We start from the raw sequence: 25,377 nt of genomic DNA on the forward strand, positions 1-25,377 counted from the left end.
GAGCTCGAGTGGAGCAACCCCGGCGACGGGGCGACCGTCCCGGCGGCGCCGTCGGTGCTCGAGTTGCATCTGTCCGAGTCGGTGGAGCCCACCGGCACCAAGGTGTCCGTTGTGGACAGTGCCGGGCACTCGCTCGGGACCGGGGCGGTGCGCGTCGAGCACGGCGGCGGGGGGCCGGCCACCCTCGTGGTCCCGCTGCCCGCGCTCGCCGCGGACACCTACCGGGTCTCCTGGTCCGCGGTGTCCAGCGACGACCTCCACCCGACGGCCGGCACGCTCGTGTTCGGCGTGCAGCGCCCGGTCGCGCAGTCCTCCGTGGTCGCCCCGCCCGACCCGCTGCCCGGCGCGGGCGAGGTGCTCACCCAGGGCGCGGTCTACCTCGGCGTGGCCATCTGGATCGGCTGCCTGATCCTGCTGGCCCAGCTCGAGATCGGCGGGGTCACGGCCGGCGTCCGGCGCACGACCGCGCGCCGGCTGACGCGGGCCGCCCTCGCGAGCATGGGGCTCGCCTTCGCCGGTGGCGTGGCGCTGTTGTTGTTGCGGGCCGCCGTGTTCGACGGCAACCCGGTGCGCAACGCGGTGGCCCTGCTCGGATCCACGTCCGTCGGGCAGCCGTGGCTCGTGCGGCAGTTCGCGTTCGTGGTCATGGCGGCCGTCGCGGTCGTGGCCGCCCGGTACCCCGAGGCGCGCCGGGGCCCGCTGTTCGTCGCGGCCGGCACGCTCGCCGGGACCGCCGCGGTCACCACGACGCTGGTCGGGCACCTGTCGGTGGCCGGGCCGGTGTGGGTGGTCACCGACGCGCTGCACGTGCTCGCCACCCTCGCCTGGGGCGGCACGGTCATCGCGGCCGCCGTCGTGCTGGTGACCGCCCGAGGCCCGGCCGCCCGGCGCGCGACGCGCGTGGTGCTGCGCCGGTTCGGGCTGCTCGCGACCGCGGCGCTGACCGTGGTCGTCGCCACCGGCGTCCTGCTGGCGGGCCGCCAGATCGCCTCGGTGGACGCGCTCCTCCTCTCGACCTACGGCCGGACGCTGCTGGTGAAGGCCGGCCTGGCAGGCCTGGCAGCGCTGGTCGGCCTCGCCAGCACGCTCACCCTCCACAGTAGACGGTGGGGCACCACCCGCCGCGGCACCCGGCCGAGCGTGCGGTCCGCCCGCGTGGTGCTCGGCGAGGCGACCGTGCTGTCGCTGGCGATGCTGGTCACCGCCGGGCTCGTGTCGACCCACCAGGTCAGCGGTCCACTGTGGCGGCCCCCGGCCGCGGCCGGGGCGCGGGACGGCGACTCCGCGACCGTGCACGACCTCGTGCAGACCCTGTCGATCCGCCCCAACCTGCCCGGGCGCAACTTCCTCGCGCTCGACGTCTACGACACCCGCCGGCCGGCCCCCGCGCCGATCCAGGCCGTCACCGTCACCCTGCGCGGCCCGGCCGGGAAGTCGGTCACCCGGACGGCCATCCCGTCCGGCGGCTCGAGCTACCTGCTCACCACCGAGGACCTGGACTCGGCCGGCGAGTGGGCGATCACCGTCACCGCCCTGCGGCGCGACGCCCAGCCCGCCGGGCACACCTACAGCTGGCGGGTACAGCCCCCGACGACGCCGGCGCGCCCGGTACGGATCTCCGCGGCGCCGCTCACCCCGTACACCACCTGGCTCGCGGTGCTGGCGCTGCTCGCCGGCTCGGTCGCCGTGGGCACGGTCGTCCGCACCCGCGCCCGGCGGCGCCGATGACGGCTCACCGGCCCTCGTCCTCCGTGGCCGCGACCGGCGCACCGGCCACGCAGCGCAGCGTCAGGTGCGACTCCGCGGTCGCGGACTTGAACTGGACCTCGACCTTGCGGTCCTCGGGGTTGACCTCGCTCGTGAACCCGTCGTCGGGATAGGCGTACAGGAGCGTGATCGTCCTGCCCGAGCAGCTCACCGCCACCACCCCGCCGGTCACCGTGAACGGGCGGCTCGCCGGTGCGGCGCCCGTCGGGGCCGTGGTGGTCGGCGGCTCCTTCTCGTGCGTTCGGCTCGGTGGTGGCCCGGGCGCCGGCGCGGCGGACGTCGTGGCCGTCGTGGTCGCCGTCGTCGTCGCCGGAGTGGTCACCGGGCTCGCCGCCGGCGCGGTCGCGGCCGCGGGTGTGGGGTCGTTGACGTCGCGGCCCACGCGGTCGATGGCGAAGTATCCGATGGCGATCGCGATGGCGGCACCGAGCACCCAGGTGCCGGCCAGGAGCACGGCCGCGCGCCTGCCGGGTCGTGACGTCATGCCGGCATCCTGCGCCGGGGTCCCCCAAGGAAGGGTTAAGACACCACCAAGCCTGTCGATCTCCCATCCCGCCGCCGCTACGGTGCCGACGTGCCCAACCTGATGCTCATCGAGGACGAGCTCGACATCCGGCTGGCGCTGACGAGAGCCCTCACCGAGCGTGGGCACGGGGTGCACGCGCTCGCCACCGGGATGGCCGGGTTGCGGGACGTGGTGGCGAACCCGCCCGACCTGGTGCTGCTCGACCTCGGCCTGCCCGACATGGACGGCACGGACGTGCTCCGCATGCTGCGTGCGGTGAGCACCGTGCCCGTCATCGTCATCACCGCCCGCGACGACGAGGCCGACATCGTGGGGATCCTCGAGGCGGGCGCGGACGACTACGTGGTCAAGCCGTTCGGACCCGACCAGCTCAACGCGCGGATCCGGGCGGTGCTGCGCCGGGGCGGGCCGTCCGGCCAGGAGGAGCCCGTGGTCGTCGGGCGGCTCCGGATCGACCCGCGCCGCCGGCTGACCTGGCTGGACGGGGAGCCGTTGCCGTTGTCCCGCAAGGAGTTCGACCTGCTCCTCTACCTGGCCAGGCGGCCGGAGGAGGTGGTGCCGAAGTCGACGCTGCTCGCAGAGGTGTGGAACCAGCCCTACGGCGGCGCGGACAAGACGGTCGACGTCCACCTGTCGTGGTTGCGGCGCAAGCTGGGAGAGAGCGCCGCGCATCCGCGCTACCTGTACAACGTGCGGGGTGTCGGTCTGAAGCTGGTCGACCCCGAGGCCTGAAGGGGCGGACCATGCGGCGCAGGTTCGCGCTCACCGTGCTCGCCACGACATCGATCGTGGTGGCCGCTTTCCTGATACCCCTGGTGGTTCTGGTCCGCGAGATCGCGGTGGACCGCGCGATGGCCGAGGGCACCGCGGACGCCCGCAACGTGGCGGCCCTGATCGGCGTCCTGCGGGACCCGGAGTCGGTGCGGCTGGTGGTGGCCGGGTACGACCGGGACCTGATCACGACGACGGTGCGGCTGCCGGACGGCACGGTGGTCGGCCCGCCGCTGCCGTCCTCCGCCGGGCTGGCCGCCGCGCTGGAGGGCCGGGCGGTCACCACCACGGTGGGCGCGGACCAGGAGATCGTCGTGCCGGTCGAGACCCCGGCCGGCCGGGCGGTGGTGCGGACCGTGGTGCCTGGCGAGGCGTTGCGGCGCGGTGTCACCCAGGCCTACGTCGTCCTCGGCGCGCTGGCGGTGGGGCTGCTGGTGGTCGCGTTCGTGGTGGCCGACCGGTTCGCGAAGTGGGTGCTGCGTCCGGTGGGGGCGCTGGCGACGGTGGCCCGCCACCTCGGGCAGGGCGATCTCGGCGCCCGCGTCGGACCGGTCGGGCCGGCCGAGCTCGTCGAGGTGGGCACGGCGCTGAACCTGCTGGCCGACCGGATCGGCGGGCTGGTGGCGCGCGAGCGCGAGTCGGTCGCCGACCTGTCGCACCGCCTGCGCACGCCGCTGACCGCGCTGCGGCTGGAGGCCCACGGCCTGGCCGATCCCGGGGAGTCCGCCCGGATGGTGGCGCTCGTGCGCACCCTCGAACGCACGGCGACGCAGATCATCGCCGAGGCACGCCGGCCGGCGGACGGCGCCGCGCCCCCGCGCTGCGACGCCGCCGCGGTGGTGGCCGACCGGGTGCGGTTCTGGGCCCCGCTGGCCGAGGATCTGGGGCGGCGCATGGAACTTCGGCTCGCGGCCGGCCCGCTGCCGGTGGCCGCGGCCGGGACCGCGCTCGCCGCCGCGGTCGACGCCCTGCTGGAGAACGTGCTCGCGCACACCCCCGACGGCACCCCGTTCGCCGTCACCCTGCTGCCCCGGCCGGCCGGCGGCGCGTGCTTGCGGGTCGCCGACGCGGGGCCTGGTCTGTCGGGGCCGGAGGTTCTCGCGCGGGGCGCGAGTGCGGCCGGTTCCACCGGGCTCGGTCTGGACATCGTGCGCCGGGTGGCGGAGTCGTCGGGTGGGGGTGTGCGGTTGACCCGGTCCGCGGCGGGTGGTGCGGTGATCGAGGTGGAGCTGGGCCCGGCGGCGCGGTGAGGTCAGCGGTGAGGTCAGCGGTGATGTCAGCGCCGGCTCGGTGCGGGCACGAGCCGCAGGGCCATGACGGGGCAGGCGGCCGCCGCGCGGCGGGCGTGGCCGACCAGGTGGGCGGGGAGCGGACCGCCGGGGATCATGGGGTAGCCCCAGTCGTCCGGGTCGATCAGCTCGGGCAGCAGGCCAACGCACACCAGGTGACCGGTGCAGCGGGACCAGTCCACCAGCAGCGTGTGGCGACTCACGACGGCACCGGGAACACCGGTCCGCGGGCGGCCGCCCGGCACTCGCCGGCGAGGTGCCGGGTCACCTCCGGCTCGAACGCGCGGAGCGCGGACCGCACGAGCCGCGACACCCCGTCCGGGTGATGGCAGAGCCCACGACCGGCGACCATGCCCGTCCACCGGTGCAACCGGCGCACGACGTCCTGGTCGCCGCCGCCGGCCAGCGCGCGCATCGCCGCGGCGATGTCGGGCAGCCCGCGCACGCACGGCCCGCACTGCCCGGCCGTCTCCCCGGCGAGCCACGTCGCCAGGTGCGCCGTCTCGGCCAGCCCGCACCGGCTCGCCGGCAGCACCGCGACCATCCCGACGCCGAGCTGCGCCGACACCGCACGCAGCCCGCGCGCCGACAGCGCGACCGTGCGGGCGAACGGCCACGGCAGCCAGGTGCCCGCGTAGCCGCCGACGAGGACCGCGGCCGGCGGTTCGACCAGCTCGCCCGCGGGCACCACCTCGCCGAGCGGGGTCCCGAAGGCCACCTCGCGGACGAGGGTCCTGCGTACCGCGCCGGTCACCGTGATCAGGGTCGTGCCCGGCTCGTCGTCGGTGCCGACGGACCGGAACCAGGCGGCGCCGCGGCGGGCCAGCAGCGCCAGGTGGGCGAGGGTCTCGGCGTTGGACACCAGCGTCGGCCGGCCCGCGACCCCGCGCTCGGTGGCGTGCGGTGGCGTCGGGGTCGGCACCGCGCGACCGCGGGACAGGTGGTTCGTGAGCGCCGAGGACTGCCCGGTGACGTAGCCCGCCGGGGCGTGCGCGATCCGCGTGGACACGGGGTCCGCCCGCTCCTCGATCGCGCGCCGGACCGGGTCGGACTCGTCGTGCAGCCACACCACGACCTCCCCGGCGCCGAGAGCCGCCGCGGCGAGCATCGCGCCGTCGAGCACCAGGTGTGGGTTGCCGGCCAGGAGCACGGCGTCCTTGTACGACGCGGGCTCGCTCTCCGCGCCGTTGACCACCACCACCGCGGGACCGCGCCGCCGGGACACCGCGGCGAGCTTGGCCGCGAGCGGGTAGGCGGCGCCGCCCCGGCCACGCAGCCCGACCGAGGCGGCCAGCCGCACGAGCCCGTCGCGCCCGCCGGCGCGCGGCGGCGGGCCGTGTGTCCGCTCGTGCTCGGCGAGGGTCAGCGGGCGGTCGTCGTCGCGGAACCCGGCCAGGAGCCGGGGGCTGAGGTCCGTGCGGTAGGTCGTCCCCGTCACGGCGCCCACCGGTGCTCCCTGTTCCGCTCCCGCGCCACGAGCAGGAGCCGGGCCCCGCCCGCTGCCGCGACCACCGCGACGCTGCCGACCGACAGGGGCACGGTGCTGGCGTCGGTGCCGATGCCCACGCCGTGCCCGACGGCCAGCGGCCACAGCGCGTAGGCGGCGCGGTGCACGACCGCCCAGACGCGCGGGATCCGGTGCCGCAGCGTCGTGGTGACCACGATGACGATCGCGAGGTCGGCGGCCAGCGCGCCCAACCCGAGCCAGAAGGGTTGGTAGTGCGTGCGAAACGGCAGGACGACGTCCGCCACGCCGATGTCCACGTAGTCGTCGAGAACGGCCGTCGCCACGTGGACGACGAGCACGAACACCCCGACGACGACGAGGTTGCGATGCAGCTCCAGCCAGGCGAACCGGGGCAGCGTGGCGCGTGCCGAGCGGACGGCCGCGAGCTGGCCGAGGACGATCGCCGCGGTCCAGACGACGAGGAGCACCCCGCCGGAGGCCCGGTTGAGATACCAGAGCCCCTTCGGATCGGCGATGAGCGTCAGCACGGCGGGGCCTCCGGCCATCCGTTCACCGCGCGCACGGCGCCCGCCACGGTCCCGGCCGCGGTGTCGTCCGCGGTTCCGGCCGCGCTGACGAGGCGCGCGGGCAGGCCGGTGGCGGCGAGCCAGCGCGGGCCGTCGTGGCCGAGGGCGATGGTGGCGGTGGTGGCGGTGTTGGCCGCCAGGCAGTCGGCGGCCGCGACGGTGACCGTGCGGACCGGGCCCACCGCGGGCAGGCCCGTCCACGGGTCGAGCAGGTGGTGGCGCACCTGCCCGAGGTCCGTCCAGCGCCGCAGGCTCGTGGTGGACGTGGCGATCCCGCCGTCGCCGACCCACACGACCGGCCCGGCGGTATCCCGGTGATCCTCGGCCAGCCGCACGGGAAAGGTCCGCCGCCGCCCGCATCCCGCGACCGCGATATCGCCCCCGATGCCGACGAGGACCGGCCCACCCAGCACCCGGTGCACGCGGCCGGCGGCCCGGTCCGCGGCCACGGCCTTGGCACTGGCGCCGAGGTCGAGCTCGACTCCGGCCGGCACCCGCACCCGGTGTCCCGCGCGGTCCAGGTCGACCTCCCGCCAGCGGGGTCCCACCCGGACGACCCGCAGGTAGGGCTGGTCGGCGCCGGTCGGCGCGAGGTTCCGGTCGTAGCCCAGGGCCCGCAGCTCCGAGCCGAGCGTCGGGTCGACCGCGCCACCGGACTCGTCGGCGGCCCGCAGCGCGGCATCGACCAGCTCGACCGCCAGCGGGGACACCGGCACCCACCTCCCCGGCGCCCGGTTGACGGCCGCGAGCTCGGAGTCCGCCCGGAACCGGCTGGCCGCCGCGTCGACGGCGGCGACCACGTCCCGCACGACCGCGACCGCGTCGGAGAGCCCCGCGCCGTCGGCCAGCACGACGGTCGCCGTCATGCCCCACACGGCGAAGCTCGCCGCCAGCGGGGCAGCGTCCCGGGCCGCGTGGAGATGCTCGAAGTCGGGCTGTCCATCGTCGCCCGCACGCTCGCGCACGACCCATCCGTCGTCGTGGGGGGTGGCGGGGGCGCTCACGACCCACCCGTCGTCGTGGGTGGCGGTGGCGGCGGGGGCGGCGGGGCTGCCGCCGGTGGTAGCGGTGGGGCCGGTGGCGGGGTGGCCGTGACCCGCGGCGGCGGGGCGGGATTCCTTGCGGGCGGCGGGTTTTCGCCGGTCGCCGGCGGCTTCGGGGTCGGCTTGGGACCGGGCGGGGCGGGCGGTGGGGTGAGCAGCCGGGTGGTGGGCACGACGCTCGACGTCGGTGGCGGGGTGGTGGGAGCGGCGGCCGGGGGCGGCACGGGTTCGGCCATCCCCATCGCCAGCACGCCCGTCGCGACGGCGGCGCCGCTCGACGCCACGGCGGTCGCCGCCCCGACCACGATCGTGGTCACCGTGCGCCGGGTCGGGGAGTGCCGCATCGTCGATCACTGTCCTTTCGCTCCGCGTCGTGCGGAACGTAAGCAGCGTCCGGCGCCCCGAACGCTAAGCAAAGGCAAAGCGACCGACAAGCATGGCTGCGCCCGTCCGTTGGTCCGCCGCGCCACGGCACCGGCGACGAACGCGGTCGCGTACGAGCTGCCGAAGGCCGCGTCGGTGCGGGAGCCCAGGCCGGTGATCGATCCCAGGGCCTGCTTCGAGGCCGCTGGTGCGGTTTTACCAAAATTCAGCCGGTGCTGCCCGGATATCCGGCCGGAATTTCCCTGTGCCCACCCGGTCACCGTTCGTGAGAATATCCGGCATTTCCTGCTTTACTATGCGCTGGTCGCCGGACCGCGTACAGTAACTGTACATTGTACGGATTGAGGCTGATCGCCCATGGCTCAGAAAATCCCACCAGCGCACATGCCACCGTCCGAGGCCTATCCCGTGCAAGTACGGGCCCGTTTGGACACTCCGCTGTCTCGCTGGCTGTGGCTGGTGAAATGGCTTCTGCTCGTGCCGCACGCGTTGATTCTGCTCGCCCTGTGGGTCGCTTTCTGGCTGTCGAGCCTTTTCGCGCTCGTCGCGATCGTCATCACCGGGCGGTATCCGCGTGCGCTCTTCGACTTCAACCTCGGCGTGCTGCGGTGGAGCTGGCGCGTCGGCTTCTACGCCTACTCCGCGCTGGGCACCGACCGCTACCCGCCGTTCTCCCTCGGCGAGGAGCCCGACTACCCGGCCCGCCTCGACATCGCCTACCCCGCGCACCTCTCCCGCGGGCTCGCGCTCGTCAAGTGGTGGCTGCTCGCCCTTCCGCACTACCTCATCCTCGCCATCCTGTTCAGCGGCGGCACCTGGTTCAGCTGGCGGCTCGGCGAGACCGGCTGGGCCATGGGCGGCAGCGTGGTCGGGCTCATCGTCCTGGTCACGGGGATCGTGCTGGCCGTCACCGGCTCCTACCCGCGCCCGCTGTTCGACCTCCTGGTCGGGTTCAGCCGCTGGGCGCTGCGGGTCGTCGGTTACGCGGCGCTGATGACCGACCGCTACCCGCCCTTCCGGCTCGACCTCGGCGGCGAGGAGCCCAGCAGGCCGACGGGTCCGGCCGAGCCGGCCACCCCCGGGCCGGCCGAGCGCCCGATGCCGGTCTGACCCGGTCGACCATGACGGGCTGGACCTTCGACGACATCCCCGACCAGACCGGCCGCACGGCGGTCGTCACCGGGGCCAACTCGGGCATCGGCTTCGAGACGGCGCGGATGCTCGCGCGGAAGGGGGCGCGGGTGGTGCTCGCGTGCCGAGACCCCGAGAAGGGGGAGTCGGCCGCGGCCACCATTCGCGCCGGGAAGCCGCAGGGGACGGCGACGTTCGCGCCGCTCGACCTCGCCGACCTCGACTCGGTGGCCGCGTTCGGCACCGCGCTGGACACCGCGGTGGACACGGACCGGCTCGACCTTCTCGTCGACAACGCGGGAGTCATGGTGCCGCCGCTGGGACGCACGCGGCAGGGGTTCGAGCTCCAGTTCGGGACGAACCACCTCGGCCACTACGCGCTCACCGGGCGGCTTCTCCCGCTGCTGGAACGAACGCCGGGCTCGCGGGTGGTCGTGGTCGCGAGCATGGCCCAGCGCGACGGGCGGATCGACCTCGACGACCTCAACTGGGAGCGGCGCCGGTATGCGCCCGGGGCGGCGTACGCGCAGAGCAAGCTCGCGAACATGATGTTCGCGCTGGAACTGCGGCGGCGCCTCGCGGCCGCGGGCTCGGGCCTGTGCGTGACCGCCGCCCACCCCGGCTGGACCGCGACGGACCTCGGGCGGACGTCGGGGGCCGTGGCCAGGTTCGTCAGCACCCTGGTCGGCATGAAGCCTCACGACGGCGCCCTTCCCGTCCTCCGCGCGGCCACCGACCCCGCCGCGGAGAGCGGCAGCTACTGGGGGCCGGCTGGTTTCGCCGGGATGAGCGGCCCGCCCGTGCGCGCCCGGGTCTCGACGCGCGCGCAGGACCCCGCGGTGGCGAAGCGGTTGTGGGAGGAAAGCGCGCGGCTCACCGGCGTCCCGTTCACGTTCGCGGCACCGCGCGGCAAAGCGGGCTGAGCGAAGCATTTCCCACCGGACGACAACGCAGTCGATTTGTGCGTCGCGAGAAATGCGGTGCGGAACTCGGTAAAGGGTAGCGGCAGAATTCTCCGAAAGGCGTGCATCATGAACGCATTGCTCCTCTTGTTCGTTCCGCTCGTCGCTCTCGTGGTCTGGGGTGTCGTGTTCGACCTCAAGCGGCGGCGGCGCCCCGTCACCGGTCACGACATCAGTTCCGCGGCGAAAAGGGCCCGGGGGAATGCCGAGGCCGGCGGGGCCGGCTCCCCGGAGCCGGGCGGCGGCATGAACGCCGGTAGCGGGTAGCCAAAGGTCTATGGACTAGGCCGTCCACCAGAGGGTAGCTTCCGCGCGGGTCCGCTGTGCCAGCCGCATTTTCGTCCATCACGAGGTGAAGTGGCAAATGAAAACGAGTCGGCTGTGGACGGCTGGGGCCGTCCTCACACTGGTCGGGGCCGTGCTGACCCTGACCGGCACGACGTCCCAGGCGGCGCCATCGGGTCGGTTCGGCTACCAGCCGGCGCCCGGGCGGCCGCCCCTGTCCGGCGTCGCCGACCGGGACCTGATGATGGCCGACAAGGGGGTGACCACCGAGGCGAACAGCCGGGTCGCCGCGCGGGTCGCGTCCGATGACATCCAGGCCAACGGGGACAACAAGGCCAACCCGAGCGACCAGTTCGGCAGCGGCGCCGGGTTCCCGGCGAACGAGACAGCGGTCGCGATCAACCCGACCGACCCGAAGAACGTCATCGCCGGGTCCAACGACTACGAGCCCGCGGTCGACGCGACCATGGGCATCTACGTGTCCTTCGACGGCGGCCACACCTGGCCGCACAGCGGGCACGCCCGCCAGGTCACGACCCCCGACCGGTCCATGTACGGCACCGGCGACCCGGTCCTCACGTTCGACCGGGCCGGCGTGGCCTACGCGTCCTTCATCGCCTTCGGGCGCGCCAACTGCGACTCCTACGTCGCGGTGAGCCGCTCCACCGACGGCGGTGTCACCTGGACGGCGCCGGTCGCGGATGTGCCGGCAGGCGCCGGGATCACCCCCGGCGACGGGATCGTGGCGCACAACGGCGGCCCGGCCGACTGCCGGATCTTCCACGACAAGGAGTGGATGACCGCGGGCCGCCGGCCGGCCGGCGCCGCGCTGGTGCCCGGCACCGACCAGGGGCTCGTGAGCCCGGACCGGCTCTACGTCACCTGGACCCGGTTCGACTTCGACGAGGGCGGCACCGGGTTCGTCGACTCGCCGATCGTGGTCGCCTACTCCGACGACCAGGGCCGGCACTGGTCCGCACCGACCGAGGTCTCCGGCACGGCACCGTCGTGCGCGTTCCAGACCGGCGACGCGGACGGCGCGTGCGACGAGGACCAGTTCTCGGTCCCGGTGGTCGACCCGCGCAACGGCACCCTGTCCGTCGCGTTCCAGAACTTCAACGTCGACAGCCGGGTGAAGAGCCAGTACCTCGTGGCGCGCTCGACCACCGGCGGCGCGACCTGGGACCCGCCGCGGTTCGTCACCGACGTGTTCGACGGCGCCGACAAGTACCCGGTCTGCCAGGGCAGCCAGTCGCTCGACCTGATGTGCGCGCGGGTCAACGCCGCCGGCAACCTCGACATCAACCCCCGCACCGGGCAGCTCTACCTCACCTTCGCCGACAACCGCAACGGCACCGCTGCCGACACCAACACCGACGTGTTCGTGACCACCTCGACCAACGGTGGCCGCGGGTGGAGCCGGCCCCTCGACCTCACCAGGAGCTCGGTCGACGACCAGTGGTTCCCGTGGCTGTCGGTCGCGCCGGACGGCGTCGTCGCGGTCGCCTACTACGACCGGCGCTACAGCGGCCCGAAGCTGATCGACACCTCGCTGTCGGTGTCGACCGACAACGGGTCGAGCTTCGGCACCCGGCGCGTGTCCGAGCAGGCGTGGAACCCCGACCTGGCGTTCCGGCTCGGCATCTTCATCGGTGACTACAACGGGCTCGACACCGGCCGGGGGGTCGCGATCCCGTGCTGGACCGACGCCCGGTTCGCCGAGCCGAACACCCCGGGCAACAACCCGCCCAACCAGCAGTCCGACGTGATGGTCGACGTCGAGTCGATCCCGACCCGGTAGGCCGCCGAGCCCGGTGGGCCGGCCCGACGACCCACCGGGCTTAGCATTGCCTGGTGCAGACTGCGGCGGGTGTCGTGCTTGCGGGCGGGCGCTCCACTCGGATGGGCGAGCCGAAGGCCGGGCTCGAGTGGCACGGCTCGACCTTGCTCTACCGCGCCGCCGCGGTCCTGGCCCGGACGGTCGACGGGCCCGTCATCGTCGTCGCGGCCCCGGGGCAGCGGCTGCCGGCGCTGCCCGCCGGGGTCGCGGTCGTCGAGGATCCCGTCGAGGGGCTGGGCCCGATGCAGGGCCTGGCCGCGGGGCTCGCCGCGGTGGCCGACCGGGCCGGTGCCGCGTTCGTCTGCTCCACGGACCTGCCGTTCCTGCACCCCGCCTTCGTCCGGCGGGTGCTGCGCGGGCTGACCGACGGCGTCGACGTCGTCCTGCCGGTGGCGCGGGGCTTCCGGCAGCCGCTGGCGGCCGGCTACCGGACGGCGCTGGCGGGCCTGGTCGCCGATCTCCTGGCGCGGGGCAACCTGCGGCCGGGCATGATCTTCAAGCACTGCGCGGTGACCCAGCTCGACGACGCGCAGCTGCTCGACGACGCCGCGCTGGCCGGGCTCGACCCGGGGCTGGCGTCGGTGGTGAACGTCAACACGCCGGAGGACTACGCGGCGGCGCGGGAGCAGAAGCCGCCGGAGGTCGTGGTCGAGCGGTTCGGCGCGCTCGCCAAGGGCGGCGGGCACCGGCCGCACGGCGTGCGGGCCGCGACGATCGGGGAGGCCGCGGAGGCGGTCGGGCTCACCCTGGACCGGCACGTGGTGGCCGCGCTCAACGGCGACCAGGTGACCAGGGACGGGCGGTGGCCGCTCGTCGCGGGGGACACCGTCGCCTTCCTGTCGGCGGACGCGGGCGGCTGAGGCTTACAGTCGGGGTATGGCGGCGGGTGGCTTCTTCGGACGAGCGCTGATCGTCGACGTCGGCGGCCGGGACGCGACCGGCACCCCGTTCGAGCTCGAGGAGCGGGTGCTGCGGTCCTACCTCGGCGGCGTCGGCCTGGGCACCTGGCTCATGCACCGCCTCGCGCCACCGCGGGTCGACCCGCTGGCCCCGGAAGCGCCGCTGGCGTTCGTGTTCTCCTCGCTCGTGGGCACGCCGCTCACCACCAGCGCGAAGTTCGCCGTCGTGGCCAAGTCGCCGCTCACGGGGCTGCTCACCGACGCGCTCGCCTCCAGCCAGTTCGCCATCGCCGGCAAGCTCACCGGGCACGACGCCATCGTGATCCGCGGCCGCGCGGACGAGCTGTCGGTGCTGCTCATCGACGGTGCCGGCGCGCGCCTCGAGCCCGCGCCGGAGCTCGCCGGGCTGCCGGCCGCCGAGGCGGAGACCGTTGCGCGGCAACGGTTCGGGCGGGGCTGGCGTACCGCGGCCATCGGCCCGGCCGGCGAGCGTGGCGTGCGGTACGCCACCATCAGCCACGACGGCCGGCACGCCGGGCGGGGCGGGCTCGGTGCCGTGCTGGGCGCCAAGAACCTCAAGGCCGTGCTCGTGAAGTCGGCGACGAAGGTCGGCGTCGCCGACCAGGCCGGGGTCCTCGCCGCCGCCCGGGACCTGCGCAAGCGCAGCTTCGGCCCGGCCACCGCCAAGTACCGCGAGCTCGGGACGCTCGCGAACCTGCTGGCGTTCAACGCGGTCAGCACCCTGCCCACGCGCAACTTCACCGCGGCCACGTTCGACGGCGCGCCCCGGCTCGCGGCCGAGGAGCTGCACGAGCTGCGCGGCGTGGCCCGCAACAGCTGCGCCTCCTGCTCCATCGGCTGCGAGCACATCTACGCGCGCAAGGGCGGCGGCAGCCAGCGCATGGAGTACGAGAACGTGTTCGCGCTCGGGCCACTGTGCGGGGTGTCCGACCCGGACGACGTGTTCGCCGCGAGCGCGCGCTGCGACGAGCTCGGCATCGACACCATCTCCGCGGGCGGCACGATCGCCTGGGCCATGGAATGCGTCGAGCGCGGGCTCATCGACGCGCCATGGCTGCGCTTCGGCGACGGCGCGTCGCTGCTGCGGGCGCTGAACGAGATCGGCACCAGGGCGCCCGGGCTGGGCGAGCTGCTCGCCCACGGGTCCCGGCACGCGGCCCACGTCGTCGGCCACCGCTCGATCGACTTCGCGCCGCAGGTCAAGGGCATGGAGCTGCCCGGCTACGAGCCGCGCAGCCTGCAGTCGATGGCGCTCGGGCTCGCGGTCAACGCGCGGGGTGCCGACCACAACCGGTCCGGGGCCTACGAGGCCGACCTGTCCGGCGACCTCGACCGGCTCGACGGTGGGTCGGCCCATGTCGCCGCCGCGGTCGACACCGAGGACCGGGCCGCGGTCATGGACTCGATGATCTTGTGCAAGTTCCTCCGCGGCGTGTTCGACGACCCCTTCACCGAGTGGGCCACGCTGCTGGCGCTGGTCACCGGCTGGGACCTGGACGCGGCCGAGCTGCGGTCCGCCGCCACGCGGATCGTCCGGGCCAAGCGGGCGTTCAACCTGCGCGAAGGCGCCACCGCGGGCGACGACACCCTGCCCGTCCGCATGCTCGAGACCCCGCTCGAACTGGCGTCCGGGCGCACCGCCACGCTCACCGCGGCCCGGCTCCGCTCGATGGTCGCCGGCTACTACGAAGCACGCGGTTTGGACCAGGACGGCAGAGTGGCGCACGCCGATCTGGCGGATCTTCACCTGTAGGCCTAGCGTCGGGCTCACCTGCTGGGAGCCGCGACGGTATGCTGTATGCAATGTCGAGAGGGACGGAGCTACGATGACGACTCTCGAGGAGCCGGTCACGTCCGTGCGGACCGTGACGGCCCAGATCGACGGTCAGACCGCGACCGTGCCGGAGGGCACCACGATCTACGACGCGGCCAAGCAGGTGGGCGTCGACATCCCGGTGCTGTGTCACAACGAGCGTTACGACCCGGTCGGTGTGTGCCGCATGTGCGTCGTCGACACCGGCGGCCGCGTCCTCGCCGCCGCGTGCGTGCGGCCGTGCGAGGACGGCATGACCGTCAAGACCGACACCGAGGAGATCCGGCGCAACCGGGCCACGTTGACCGAGCTGCTGATCACCGACCAGCCGCCGCGCGCCGAGGACCCGAAGCAGACCACCACCGGCGACAACCTGCTGCTGGACCTCGCCGACCGCTTCGACGTGGCCCGCGAGACCACCGACCTGCCGTGCGGCTCCGGCCGGGGCCACGACTCGTCGAACCCGGTCATCCAGGTCGACCACGACGCCTGCATCCTCTGCGACCGCTGCGTCCGGGCGTGCGACGACCTGCAGGGCAACGACGTCATCGGCCGCTCCGGCAAGGGCTACGCGACCACGATCGCGTTCGACCTCAACGACCCGATGGGCGCCAGCTCCTGCGTCACCTGCGGCGAGTGCGTGCAGGCCTGCCCCACGGGCGCGCTGACCAACAAGGCGATCAACAACATCCCGATCCAGCCCCGCGAGCAACTCGACGCGGTCGACAGCGTGTGCCCGTACTGCGGGGTCGGCTGCGCGCTCACCTACTACGTGGACCGCTCGCGCGACGCGATCGCGTTCGCCGAGGGCCGCGACCAGCCGGGGTCGAAGAGCCGGCTGTGCGTCAAGGGCCGCTACGGCTGGGACTACGCGGCCTCGCCGCAGCGGCTGACGGTGCCGCTGATCCGCGTCGACTCCGCCTACCCCAAGGGCCCGCTGTCCGCCGACGTCCGGGGCGACGCCGAGAACGACCGCGGTCGCGGCGGCGGGGGAGGCAACCGCAGCGGCGGCGGCCGCGGCGAGAAGAAGAAGGGCCGCGACGGGCGGCGCAAGCCCGGCGGGCTCGTCGACTACGACGAGGTCCTGCCCTACTTCCGGGAGGCCACCTGGGAGGAGGCGCTCGACCTCGTCGCCCGGCGGCTCAAGGAGATCCACGCGGCGGGCGGCCCGGGTGCCATCGCCGGCTTCGGCTCGGCGAAATGCTCCAACGAGGAGGCCTACCTCTTCCAGAAGCTGATCCGGGCCGGGTTCGGCACCAACAACGTCGACCACTGCACCCGGCTCTGCCACGCCTCGTCGGTCGCGGCGCTGTTCGAGGGGGTCGGCTCCGGCGCGGTCTCCACCACCTACGGCGACGTGGCCAACGCCGAGGTCGTGATCATCACCGGGTCCAACCCGACCGCGAACCACCCGGTCGCGAGCTCGTTCTTCAAGCAGGCCCGCCGGCGCGGCACCAAGATCATCTACGTCGACCCGCGGGCCAGCACGGTGGCCGAGCACGCCGACTACCACTGTCAGGTCAAGCCCGGCACCGACGTGGCGTTCTACAACGCGATCATGCACGAGGTGATCCGGCTCGGCCTGATCGACCGCGAGTTCATCGCGGCCCGCGTCTCGAACTACGAGGAGCTGGCCCGCACGGTCGCCGACTACCCGCCGGAGCGGGCCGCGCAGATCACCGGCATCGACGCGGACGAGATCCGCGAGGTCGCCCGGGTGTGGGGCGAGGCCGCGAGCGGCGTCATCTACTGGGGCATGGGCATCTCCCAGCACACCACCGGCACCGACAACGCCCGCTGCCTCATCGCGCTGTGCTCGATCACCGGCAACGTCGGCCGGCCCGGCACGGGGCTGCACCCGTTGCGGGGCCAGAACAACGTCCAGGGCGCCTCCGACGCCGGGCTGGTCCCGATGTTCTACCCCGACTACCAGGGTGTGGACGGGGACGCGACCCGGCAGCGGTTCGAGCAGGCGTGGGGGACGCGGCTGGACCCGAACCGGGGCCTGACCGTCACCGAGATCATCGGCTCGGTGCTCAAGCCCGACGGCGTGCGCGGCATGTACATGCTGGGCGAGAACCCGTTCCTGTCCGACCCGAACATCAACAAGGTCCGCAAGGCCTTGGCGGCACTGGACTTCCTGGTGGTGCAGGACATCTTCCTCACCGAGACCGCCGAGTTCGCCGACGTGATCCTGCCGGCGTCGTCCTACCTGGAGAAGGACGGGAGCTACACCAACACCGACCGCCGGGTGCAGCTCGGCCGCAAGGTCATGGACCCGCCCGGCCAGGCGCGGGTGGACTGGGAGATCGTCCAGGACATCGCGCGGCGGGTCGGGCTCGACTGGTCCTACACCTCGCCGAGCGAGGTGTTCGACGAGATGGTCGCGCTCATGCCCTCGTACGCGAACCTGCGCCACGACAACCTGGGCCTGTCCGGGAAGCTCTACCCGAACGCCGACCCCGAGCACTCCGACGGCACCGTGGTCCTGTTCGACGAGCGGTTCAACACCGACGACGGCCTCGCGCACCTCGTGGCGGCGCAGTGGCTCCCGGCCAAGGAGCTGCCGGACGCGGAGTACCCGCTGGTGCTCAACACCGGCCGGCTGCTCGAGCACTGGCACACCGGGTCGATGACCCGGCGGTCCTTCGCGCTGGACACGATCGCGCCGATCGCCGAGGTCTACATGCACCCCAAGGACGCCGCCGACCGCGGGCTGGCGCACGGCGAGCTGGTGCGGGTGCGCTCCCGGCGCGGGGTCATCGAGCTGAAGGTGCGCATCTCCCACCGCGAGCAGCTGGGCAACGTGTTCATCCCGTTCCACTTCCGGGAGGCGGCGGCCAACCTGCTGACGATCGACGAGATCGACCCGTTCGGCAAGATCCCCGAGTTCAAGTTCTGCGCGGTTCAGGTCGAGGCGCTGGGCGTGCGGCATGCCGAGCCCGCGGCGGCGTTGGGAGCGGGAGAATGACCCTCAGCTCGGAGCGCGCGTCGCAGGTGGCGGCACGCCGGGTGCCCGGGGTGGAGGCGCGGGCGGGGAAGTTCCCCGGGCCGTCGCTGATCCCGGCGCTCAACGCGATCCAGGCCCGGCTGGGCTGGCTGCCCCGCGAGGAGCTGGAGGAGCTCGCCCGCGACACGCGGCGGCCGCGGTACGAGATCGAGGGCCTCATCTCGTTCTACCCGCACTTCCGCACCACGCCGCCCACGAAGGTCGCGGTGCACGTGTGCCACGACCTGTCGTGCTGGCTGCGGTCCGCGGACGACCGGATCGCCGAGGTGAAGGCCCGCTATGGCGAGGACACCGACGTCGAGCTGGTCGAGGTGTCCTGCCTCGGGCGCTGCGACGTCGCGCCGGCCGCGGCGGTCAACGAGCACCCGGCCCCGGTGTCCGATGTGGACACCCTGGTCGCGGCGGCGCGGGGGGACGGGGTCGGCGAGGCCACCGTCTCCGGCCGGGCCGAGCCGTGGCCGAACGACCCGTACCCGGCGGGCTCGGGGGTCGCGCAGCGGTACGCGTCGCTGCGGGCGTTGCTGGCCGGTGAGCTGAGCGCCGACGCCGTGGTGGGCACGCTGTCGGAGTCGGGGCTGCGGGGCATGGGCGGCGCCGGGTTCCCCACCGGCAAGAAGTGGGAGCTGGTCGCGGGCGCGGAGCCCGGGAGCACGAAGTACGCCATCTGCAACGCCGACGAGTCCGAGCCGGGCACGTTCAAGGACCGCCAGATCCTCGCCGACCAGCCGCACCTCGTCCTCGAGGGGCTCCTGCTCGGCATGGCCGTGGTCGGCGCCGAGCAGGGCTGGGTGTTCATCCGGCACGAGTACGGCCCGGAGGAACGCCTGCTGCGCGCGGAGATCGACGCGCTGCGCGCGGCAGGGGTGATCGGGCCGGACGCCTGCGGGAGCGGGCGCCGGCTGGACCTGGACATCTTCGTCTCGCCGGGCGGCTACATCCTCGGCGAGGAGACGGCGCTGCTCGAGTGCATGGAGGGCCACCGCGGCGAGCCGCGGAACAAGCCGCCGTTCCCCGGCACCTACGGGCTGCACGGCCGCCCCACGCTGATCAACTCGGTGGAGACGTTCGCCGACGTGCCGGTGATCCTGCGGCGCGGCGCGGACTGGTGGCGCGGGCAGGGGCTCGGCGAGTCCGTCGGCTGGAAGTTCTTCGCCGTGTCCGGGCACGTCGAGCGGCCGGCGGTGTACTGCGTGCCGATGGGCACCACCGTGCGCGCGCTGATCGACCTCGCCGGCGGGGTGCCCGACGGCGCCGCGGTCGGCGCGGTGCAGCCGGGTGGGGCCTCGTCGAACTTCATCGGCCCGGACCAGCTCGACCTGGCGCTGGACTTCGGCACGCTCGCCGAGGCGGGCACCATGCTCGGCTCCGGCGCGCTCGTGGTGCTCGCCGAGGGCACCGACCTGCTGGCCGCGTCGACGAACGTGCTGCGCTTCTTCCGCGACGAGTCCTGCGGCAAGTGCGTGCCGTGCCGGGTAGGGTCGACCAAGGCCCACGAGCTGCTGCGCGGGGTCCTGGACGCCGGCTCGTCGTCGTTGGACGAGGCGCAGCGCGGGCGGATCCTGCGGCTGGAGGAGGCCATGCGCAAGACCTCGATCTGCGGCCTCGGCCAAGTGGCGCTCGGACCCGTGGTCTCGGTGCTGGGACTGGACAAGGGCGCCGCCGCGGCCCGCCCGCAGCCCCGCCCGCAGGGGTCGGCGGAACAGCCGGATCGCTGAGCGAGCTTGCGAGCGATTCGATGTCACAGGGCGAGCCTGCGAGCGAATTGATGTCACAGGGCAACCGTGACCGGCATCTCCGAGCCTTCGAGGAGATGTCGTGACCGGCCGGGAGTTCTTCACGGCCCGCACCGTCGCCGACGCGCTCGCGGGCTTCCGGCCCACGCTGCGCACCCCGGTGGAGGACGTCCCGCTGTACGAGGCGTTGCACCGGGTGCCGGCCGCCCCGGTGCCCGCACCGGCCGCGCTGCCCGGGTTCGCTCGCTCCACAGTGGACGGTTTCGCGGTCCGCGCGGCGGACACCTACGGCGCCTCCGACAGCCTGCCGTCCTATGTGGACCTGCTCGGCGCGGTGCGGATGGGTGCCGCGCCCACCGTCGCGGTTCGGCCGGGCGGCTGCGTCGCGATGCCGACCGGGGGAGTGCTGCCCGCCGGCGCCGACGCGGTGGTGATGGTCGAGTACACCGCCGAGACGATGCCCGGCACCATCGAGATCACCCGGCCCGTCGCGCCGGGCGGCGGGCTGGTGCGGGCCGACGAGGACGTCGCCGCCGGTGCCGCGCTGGTGCCCGCCGGCCTGCCGCTGCGAGCGCCCGACCTCGGGTTGCTCGCCGCCGCCGGGGTCACCCTGGTGCCGGTGCACGCCCGGCCCCGGGTCGCGATCGTCTCCACCGGTGACGAGGTCGTGCCGCCCACCACCCGCTCGCTGGTGCCGGGCCAGGTCCGCGACGCGACGGCACCCGCGCTCGCGGGGATGGTGGCCGACGCCGGCGGGCAGCCGATCCTCGCGGGGATCGTGGACGACGAGCCGGGCGCGCTGAAGGACCGGCTGACCGAGGTGCTGCCCGGCGCCGACCTGGTCGTCGTGTCGGCGGGCTCGTCGGTCGGCGCGCGGGACGAGACCGCGGGCGCGGTGGCCGCCGTCGGCGAGATCTGGTGCCACGGCCTGGCCATCAAGCCGGGGAAGCCCACGCTGCTGGCCGACTGCGGCGGGATCCCGCTGGTCGGGCTGCCCGGCAACCCGCTGTCCGCGCTGGTCGTGTTCGGCCAGGTCGGCGTGCCGCTGGTGTGGCGCCTCGCCGGCTGCGAGTCGCCACCGCCACCGCCGAGCACCCGCGCGCGGCTGGCCCGGGACCTCGCCTCGGCGGCGGGCCGGCTCGACGTGGTCCAGGTGCGGGTCCGCGACGGGGTGGCCGAGCCGCTGTTCGGCCCGTCCGCGCTGCTGTCGGTGCTCGCCCGGGCCGACGGGTACCTGCTCGTCCCCGAACCGGCCACCGGGCTGGACGCGGGCACCGAGGTCGAGGTCGTCCTGTACCGATGAGCCCCGTATCGATGGGTCCGGCGAGCCCCTTCGTCTCCGACGTCCCCGCCGCCCAGGCCCTTGCCGCCTGGCGGGAGGCGCGGGCCGCGGCGGGCTGCCCCGCCCGTGTCGAGGCCGTCCGGGTGCCGGTCGGGGAGGCCGTGGGCCGGGTGACGGCCGAGCCCGTGTGGGCCGGGCGGTCCTCGCCCGCGTTCGACTCGGCCGGCATGGACGGCATCGCGGTCCGCGCCACCGACACCGTCGGCGCCGCCGAGACCGTCCCGGTCCTGCTCGGCGCCGGGGACTTCGAGGTCGTCGACACCGGTGACCCGCTGCCCGCCGGCTACGACGCCGTGGTGATGCGCGAGCACGTGCACCGGACCGGCGACGGCAAGGCCGAGCTGCGCGCGGCCGTCCCGCCCTACCAGCACGTCCGCTCGATCGGGGAGGACATCAGCGCGGCCGAGCTGCTGCTGTCGCAGGGCCACCGGCTGCGCCCGGTCGACATCGCCGCCTGCGCGGCCGCCGGCGCCGTCGAGGTGGCCGTGCGGCGCGCTCCCGTCGTCGTGATCGTGCCGACAGGCGACGAGATCCGGCCGGTCGGCGCCGAGCTCGGCCCCGGCGACATCCTCGACACCAACTCGATGATGCTGGCCGCCCAGGCCCGCGAGGCGGGCTGCGAAGCCCGGGTCACCGACATCGTCGAGGACGACCCGGCCGCGATCACCGCCGTGCTGCGCGCGGCCGCCGCCGAGGCCGACCTGGTGCTGCTCATCGCCGGTTCGAGCGCCGGCCGCGACGACTACACCGCCCGCGTGGTCGCCGCCGCGGGCTCGGTCGCCGTGCACGGGGTCGCGGTGCGGCCCGGCCATCCGGTCGTGCTCGGCACGGTCGACAGAACCCCCGTCGTCGGCGTGCCCGGCTACCCGGTGTCGGCCGCGCTCACGTTCGACATCTTCGCCGCCCCGATGCTCGCCGAGCTGGAGGGCGCCGCGCCACGGGAACGACCGTCGGCCACCGCGCGCCTGGCCCGGAAGCTGCCGTCCGTCGTGGGCATGGACGACTGGGTCCGGGTCCGCCTGGGCCGGGTGCGGGACCGGATCGTCGCCACCCCGCTGCCCCGCGGCGCCGGCGTGCTGACCTCACTCGTCCGGGCCGACGGGCTGCTGATGGTTCCGTCCGATGTGGAGGGTGAGCACGCTGGCGCCGAGGTGCGGGTGGAGCTGTTGCGGGGCCTCGGTGAGATCGGCCGCACCATCGTCGCGATCGGCTCGCACGACCTGGTGCTCGACCTCGCCGCGTCGGCGCTGCGTGCCGCCGACCCGCTGCTCACCCTCGCGTCGTCGAACGTCGGCTCGCTCGGCGGGCTCGTGGCCCTGCGCGACGGCCTGTGCCACCTCGCCGGCTCGCACCTGCTGGACCCGTCCACCGGCGAGTACACGCTGCCGTACGTGGACAAGCTCCTCGGTGCGGACGTCGCCGTGATCCGGCTGGTCCACCGCGACCAGGGGCTCATCGTCGCGCCGGGCAACCCGCTGGGCCTGGCCGGCGTCGCCGACCTGACCCGGCCGGGGCTGCGCTACGTCAACCGGCAGCGCGGCGCCGGCACGCGCGCCCTGCTCGACCACGAGCTGGCCAGGCGCGGCATCGACGCCGCCGAGGTGCCCGGCTACTCCCGCGAGGAGCACACCCACCTCGCGGTGGCCGCGGCCGTCGCCGCCGGCCGCGCGGACGCCGGCATGGGCATCCTGGCCGCCGCCCGTGCGTTCGGGCTGGACTTCGTCCCGGTCGCCCAGGAGCCCTACGACCTGGTGCTGCGCACCGACGACGTCGCCGGCGAGCTGCTCGCCCCGCTGTGGGCGCTGCTCGAGCGCGCGGAGTTCCGGGACAGCGTCGAGGCGCTCGGCGGCTACTCCTGCGCCGAGACCGGGCGGCGCATCCGGTGAGCTGCTACCCGCGCTCGGCGTGCTCGCGGACGACCACGACCGGGCACGGCGCCTTGTCGAGCACCTCGTGTGCGGTGTGCCCGAGCAGGAGCTCGGCGAGGGGATTGTGGCCGTGGCCGCCGACGACCACGGCGCGGGCGTCCTGCTCGGTGGCCAGCCGGACGAGCGTGTCGGCCACCGACAGCTCGTCGGCGACGGCCAGGCCCTCGGCCTTCAGGCCGGCGTCGGTCGCCAGCTGGGCGCCTTGCTCGGCCAGCCGCAGGGCGGCTTCGTAGGCCGCCCGGTCGGCCTCGAAGGCCGCGCGCAGGTCGAGGCTGGCGGCCGGGTTGTCGAGGGTGAGCGACGGGAGGTCCGCCAGGTCGAACGCGCGGCCGGCCTCCCAGACCACCACGACGAGAACCTCCTGCGCAGCCAGCAAAGGCGCGGTCTCGTTCAGGGCGTGCTGCGCCGCGCGCGTGCCGTCGAAACCGATGATGACCGGACCGGAGTGCATAGCTTTCGACGCTACGCGTGGTGCGACTAGCTCGCGCGGTCCGCGCGGCGCTGCTCGCCGCCGTCGCCTTCGCAGTCCTTGAGGTGGTCGGTGAGCGCGATGGTCAACCGCTCCTCGTTGACGGCGTAGACGTGCGTGACGCCGCACCAGGGGCACGTGCGGCTGGACATCTCCAAACTCATAGAACGAGCGTACTGAACGGGGATAACGAATCCGGCGGACTTCCGGCCGCCGGCCCGCCAACAGCCCCGAATCCATGGCGGTGACCTGCGAAAACTTCCATCGTGCGGTGTGACAAAACCCACCGCCCACGCTCGACGCCTGACCGGGTCACAGGCGGAACGTGTCGGCGGCCTCGGCGAGGACGATCTGCTCGGCCGTTCGCCGGCGCGAGGCCAGGCCCTGGTCGTGGGAGTACTCGGCGAACTTGTCGAGCACGTGGCGGTTGTTCTCCAGGCCGTAGTCCCAGTAGCCCGGCCCGAGGGCGTCGAGCGTCTCGGTCAGGTGGCTCTGCAGCCAGGGGAGCATGACCTTCAGCGCGCCGCGCTGGCGCAGGTCGTCGTGGGCGATGCGCAGGGACGCGTCGAACGCCTTGTACAGCGAGCGGGCGAGCCAGGGGTGCCGCTCGTAGAGGTCCCGCTTGATCACCACGGTGTGCATGATCGGGAAGATGCCGGTGCGCGCGAAGTAGTCGCGCTCGGCGGTGACGAAGTCCTCGAACAGGTGCCGGATGTGCGGCTCGCGGCCGAAGCAGGAGGGCTGCGCGGCGCTGTAGACCGCGTCCAGCTCGCCCGCCGCGAGCAGGTCCGACAGGTTGTCGTCGGCGCCGATCGGGGTGAGGTCGATGCTGTCGGGCAGGTTGAGGGCCAGCTTCTCCGGCCGGCCGCGTTCCTCCAGGGCGCCGGTGAGGTAACGCACGCTGCCGACCGGCACGCCGTGGTGCTCGGCGAGGATCCCGCGCTGCCACACGCCGGCGGTCATCTGGTACTCGGGCGTGCCGACGCGCTTGCCGACGAGGTCCGCGGGCTTCTCGATGCCGCTGCGGGCGTTGACGTAGATCGACTGGTGGCGGAAGAACCGGGACGGGAACACCGGCAGCGCGACGAACGGCGGCTCCGGCTCCTCGAGCGTCAGCAGGTAGGACGACAGGCTCATCTCGCTGACGTCGAACTCGTGATGGCGCAGCTGCCGGTAGAACGTCTCCTCCACCGGCAGCACCAGCGGGATCAGCTCGACCCCCTCCGGCCGCACCCGGCCGTCCTGCAGTGCCTTGGTGCGGTCGTAGTCCCAGCACGCGAAGGACAGGGACAGCGTGGCCATGAGGACCCCTTCCGCTCGACACCGGGAACCTAACCCTGCCCATCGATATAGGTCAACTGTGACATAAATTGAGCACTGTGGCCGGTGGTGCGAGGATGACCGCATGTCACTGAGGCACGCACTGCTGGCGCTGGTCGAGGCGGGTGCGATGACGGGCTACGAGCTGGCGAAGTGGTTCGACCAGTCGGTGGCCTACGTCTGGTACGCCCAGCACTCGCAGATCTACCCCGAGCTGCGCCGCCTGGAGGCGGAGGGCCTGGTGGTGGCCGAGACCCGGCCGCGCGGGGAGAAGGCGCTCGCGACCAAGCGTGCCTACGCGCTGACCAAGGCCGGCGCCGAGGAGTTGCGGCGCTGGGTCGGCGAGGTGGAGGAGCTGCCCGCGCTGCGCGATCCGGCCTACGTCAAGGCGACCTACCTCGAGTACGCGTCGCCCCGGGAGGCGCGGGCCCAGTTCCGCGCGCACCGCGCCCACTACGAGGCCCTGCGCGACCACTACGAGCTGCACGTCGAGCAGCTCGAGCGGCGGGCGACCGACCTGCTGCGCCGCCGGCTGGCCCGCGCGCCGCAGGACACCCACGACGCGATCGTGGCCTACAAGGCGCACGCCTACCGCGGGCTGATCGACCGGGCGAAGACCGAGATCGGCTGGGCCGACCGCGGCCTCGAGCTCGTCGACCGGCTCGCCGGCCGGTCCGGCCGGGCGGACGGGGACGAGCCGGTCCTGCCGCCGACCCCCGGAGAGGACGCAATATAGGTCAACATTGACATACATTCTCGGCACGCTCTACGGTCGCCTTCACCTTCACCGTCGAAGGGCTGGAGGGTCGC

At 74.0% G+C, this 25,377-nt stretch carries 23 protein-coding genes; 15 read left to right on the plus strand and 8 right to left on the minus strand.

Going from position 1 to position 25,377, the window contains the following annotated elements; all coding sequences use genetic code 11:
* The coding region (locus tag VGD70_RS18390) for a copper resistance protein CopC (protein ID WP_331082865.1) at positions 1-1,728 on the plus strand (1,728 nt) is incomplete at its 5' end.
* A gap of 4 nt (positions 1,729-1,732) precedes the next feature.
* On the opposite strand, the gene VGD70_RS18395 is transcribed toward VGD70_RS18390, so the two are convergent.
* Positions 1,733-2,251 (minus strand): hypothetical protein, encoded by a 519-nt coding sequence (locus VGD70_RS18395; protein ID WP_331082867.1) that lies wholly within the window; start codon positions 2,249-2,251, stop codon positions 1,733-1,735.
* Between the two features lie 90 nt (positions 2,252-2,341).
* Here VGD70_RS18395 and VGD70_RS18400 point away from each other — a divergent pair, with 90 nt between their 5' ends.
* Together VGD70_RS18400 and VGD70_RS18405 are read left to right on the plus strand one after the other, a co-directional pair.
* The gene (locus VGD70_RS18400; RefSeq protein WP_331082869.1) at positions 2,342-3,025 is read left to right on the plus strand and encodes a response regulator transcription factor; all 684 of its coding nucleotides are present in this window, start codon (positions 2,342-2,344) and stop codon (positions 3,023-3,025) included.
* An 11-nt stretch (positions 3,026-3,036) separates the two neighbouring features.
* Positions 3,037-4,314, plus strand: a complete 1,278-nt coding sequence (locus VGD70_RS18405; protein ID WP_331082871.1) for a HAMP domain-containing sensor histidine kinase — start codon at positions 3,037-3,039, stop codon at positions 4,312-4,314.
* Between the two features lie 26 nt (positions 4,315-4,340).
* Here the strand turns inward: VGD70_RS18405 and VGD70_RS18410 are convergent, their stop codons facing one another.
* The 4 genes from VGD70_RS18410 to VGD70_RS18425 are packed head-to-tail and all read right to left on the minus strand — an operon-like array spanning position 4,341 to position 7,352.
* Positions 4,341-4,556, minus strand: a complete 216-nt coding sequence (locus tag VGD70_RS18410) for a ferredoxin (protein ID WP_331082873.1) — start codon at positions 4,554-4,556, stop codon at positions 4,341-4,343.
* A complete protein-coding gene (locus VGD70_RS18415; RefSeq protein WP_331082874.1) occupies positions 4,553-5,800 on the minus strand; it encodes an NADH-ubiquinone oxidoreductase-F iron-sulfur binding region domain-containing protein in 1,248 nt (415 codons plus the stop codon). Before VGD70_RS18415 ends, VGD70_RS18410 begins: the two co-directional genes overlap by 4 nt.
* Entirely contained in the window at positions 5,788-6,366 is a 579-nt protein-coding gene (locus VGD70_RS18420; RefSeq protein ID WP_331082876.1) for a ferric reductase, read from the minus strand. The genes VGD70_RS18415 and VGD70_RS18420 overlap by 13 nt, the downstream gene beginning before the upstream one ends.
* Positions 6,342-7,352: an FAD:protein FMN transferase gene (locus VGD70_RS18425; RefSeq protein WP_331082878.1), complete on the minus strand. Its 1,011-nt coding sequence runs from the start codon at positions 7,350-7,352 to the stop codon at positions 6,342-6,344. Before VGD70_RS18425 ends, VGD70_RS18420 begins: the two co-directional genes overlap by 25 nt.
* 120 nt (positions 7,353-7,472) lie before the next feature.
* Here VGD70_RS18425 and VGD70_RS18430 point away from each other — a divergent pair, with 120 nt between their 5' ends.
* From VGD70_RS18430 to VGD70_RS18480, 11 genes are all read left to right on the plus strand, one after another.
* Entirely contained in the window at positions 7,473-8,159 is a 687-nt protein-coding gene (locus tag VGD70_RS18430) for a hypothetical protein (protein WP_331082880.1), read from the plus strand.
* Between the two features lie 114 nt (positions 8,160-8,273).
* Positions 8,274-8,924 carry a DUF4389 domain-containing protein gene (locus VGD70_RS18435; RefSeq protein WP_331082882.1) on the plus strand — a complete coding sequence of 217 codons (651 nt, stop codon included), beginning with the start codon at positions 8,274-8,276 and terminating at the stop codon, positions 8,922-8,924.
* An 11-nt stretch (positions 8,925-8,935) separates the two neighbouring features.
* A complete protein-coding gene (locus VGD70_RS18440) occupies positions 8,936-9,868 on the plus strand; it encodes an oxidoreductase (RefSeq protein WP_331082883.1) in 933 nt (310 codons plus the stop codon).
* A 108-nt stretch (positions 9,869-9,976) separates the two neighbouring features.
* Complete coding sequence (locus tag VGD70_RS18445) at positions 9,977-10,174, plus strand: hypothetical protein (RefSeq protein ID WP_331082885.1); 198 nt, start codon at positions 9,977-9,979, stop codon at positions 10,172-10,174.
* 151 nt (positions 10,175-10,325) lie between these two features.
* On the plus strand, positions 10,326-11,993 hold the full coding sequence (locus VGD70_RS18450; protein WP_331082887.1) for a sialidase family protein: 1,668 nt from the start codon (positions 10,326-10,328) through the stop codon (positions 11,991-11,993).
* Between the two features lie 53 nt (positions 11,994-12,046).
* Positions 12,047-12,892 (plus strand): NTP transferase domain-containing protein, encoded by an 846-nt coding sequence (locus VGD70_RS18455; RefSeq protein WP_331082889.1) that lies wholly within the window; start codon positions 12,047-12,049, stop codon positions 12,890-12,892.
* Between the two features lie 16 nt (positions 12,893-12,908).
* Positions 12,909-14,705, plus strand: coding sequence for an aldehyde ferredoxin oxidoreductase family protein (locus VGD70_RS18460; protein ID WP_331082891.1), 1,797 nt, complete (start codon positions 12,909-12,911; stop codon positions 14,703-14,705).
* Positions 14,706-14,778: 73 nt separating this feature from the next.
* On the plus strand, positions 14,779-17,736 hold the full coding sequence (fdhF, locus tag VGD70_RS18465; RefSeq protein ID WP_331082893.1) for a formate dehydrogenase subunit alpha: 2,958 nt from the start codon (positions 14,779-14,781) through the stop codon (positions 17,734-17,736).
* Positions 17,733-19,490 (plus strand): NAD(P)H-dependent oxidoreductase subunit E, encoded by a 1,758-nt coding sequence (locus VGD70_RS18470; RefSeq protein ID WP_331082895.1) that lies wholly within the window; start codon positions 17,733-17,735, stop codon positions 19,488-19,490. The genes fdhF and VGD70_RS18470 overlap by 4 nt, the downstream gene beginning before the upstream one ends.
* Before the next feature lie 100 nt (positions 19,491-19,590).
* The gene (gene glp / locus VGD70_RS18475) at positions 19,591-20,811 is read left to right on the plus strand and encodes a gephyrin-like molybdotransferase Glp (RefSeq protein WP_331082897.1); all 1,221 of its coding nucleotides are present in this window, start codon (positions 19,591-19,593) and stop codon (positions 20,809-20,811) included.
* The gene (locus VGD70_RS18480) at positions 20,808-22,736 is read left to right on the plus strand and encodes a molybdopterin biosynthesis protein (protein ID WP_331082900.1); all 1,929 of its coding nucleotides are present in this window, start codon (positions 20,808-20,810) and stop codon (positions 22,734-22,736) included. Before glp ends, VGD70_RS18480 begins: the two co-directional genes overlap by 4 nt.
* A 4-nt stretch (positions 22,737-22,740) precedes the next feature.
* On the opposite strand, the gene VGD70_RS18485 is transcribed toward VGD70_RS18480, so the two are convergent.
* The 3 genes from VGD70_RS18485 to VGD70_RS18495 all read right to left on the minus strand — a co-directional run bounded on the left by VGD70_RS18485 (position 22,741) and on the right by VGD70_RS18495 (position 24,549).
* Positions 22,741-23,229, minus strand: a complete 489-nt coding sequence (locus VGD70_RS18485) for a universal stress protein (RefSeq protein WP_331082902.1) — start codon at positions 23,227-23,229, stop codon at positions 22,741-22,743.
* Between the two features lie 26 nt (positions 23,230-23,255).
* The gene (locus VGD70_RS18490) at positions 23,256-23,411 is read right to left on the minus strand and encodes a hypothetical protein (protein ID WP_331082903.1); all 156 of its coding nucleotides are present in this window, start codon (positions 23,409-23,411) and stop codon (positions 23,256-23,258) included.
* A gap of 148 nt (positions 23,412-23,559) precedes the next feature.
* Positions 23,560-24,549, minus strand: a complete 990-nt coding sequence (locus tag VGD70_RS18495) for an ABC transporter substrate-binding protein (protein WP_331082905.1) — start codon at positions 24,547-24,549, stop codon at positions 23,560-23,562.
* Between the two features lie 103 nt (positions 24,550-24,652).
* Between VGD70_RS18495 and VGD70_RS18500 the strand changes: the two genes are divergently transcribed.
* Positions 24,653-25,303 carry a PadR family transcriptional regulator gene (locus VGD70_RS18500; RefSeq protein ID WP_331082907.1) on the plus strand — a complete coding sequence of 217 codons (651 nt, stop codon included), beginning with the start codon at positions 24,653-24,655 and terminating at the stop codon, positions 25,301-25,303.
* The last annotated feature ends 74 nt before the right edge of the window (positions 25,304-25,377 follow it).

Origin of the sequence: Actinophytocola sp. (assembly GCF_036402745.1) — a bacterium.
Classification (GTDB): domain Bacteria; phylum Actinomycetota; class Actinomycetes; order Mycobacteriales; family Pseudonocardiaceae; genus Actinophytocola.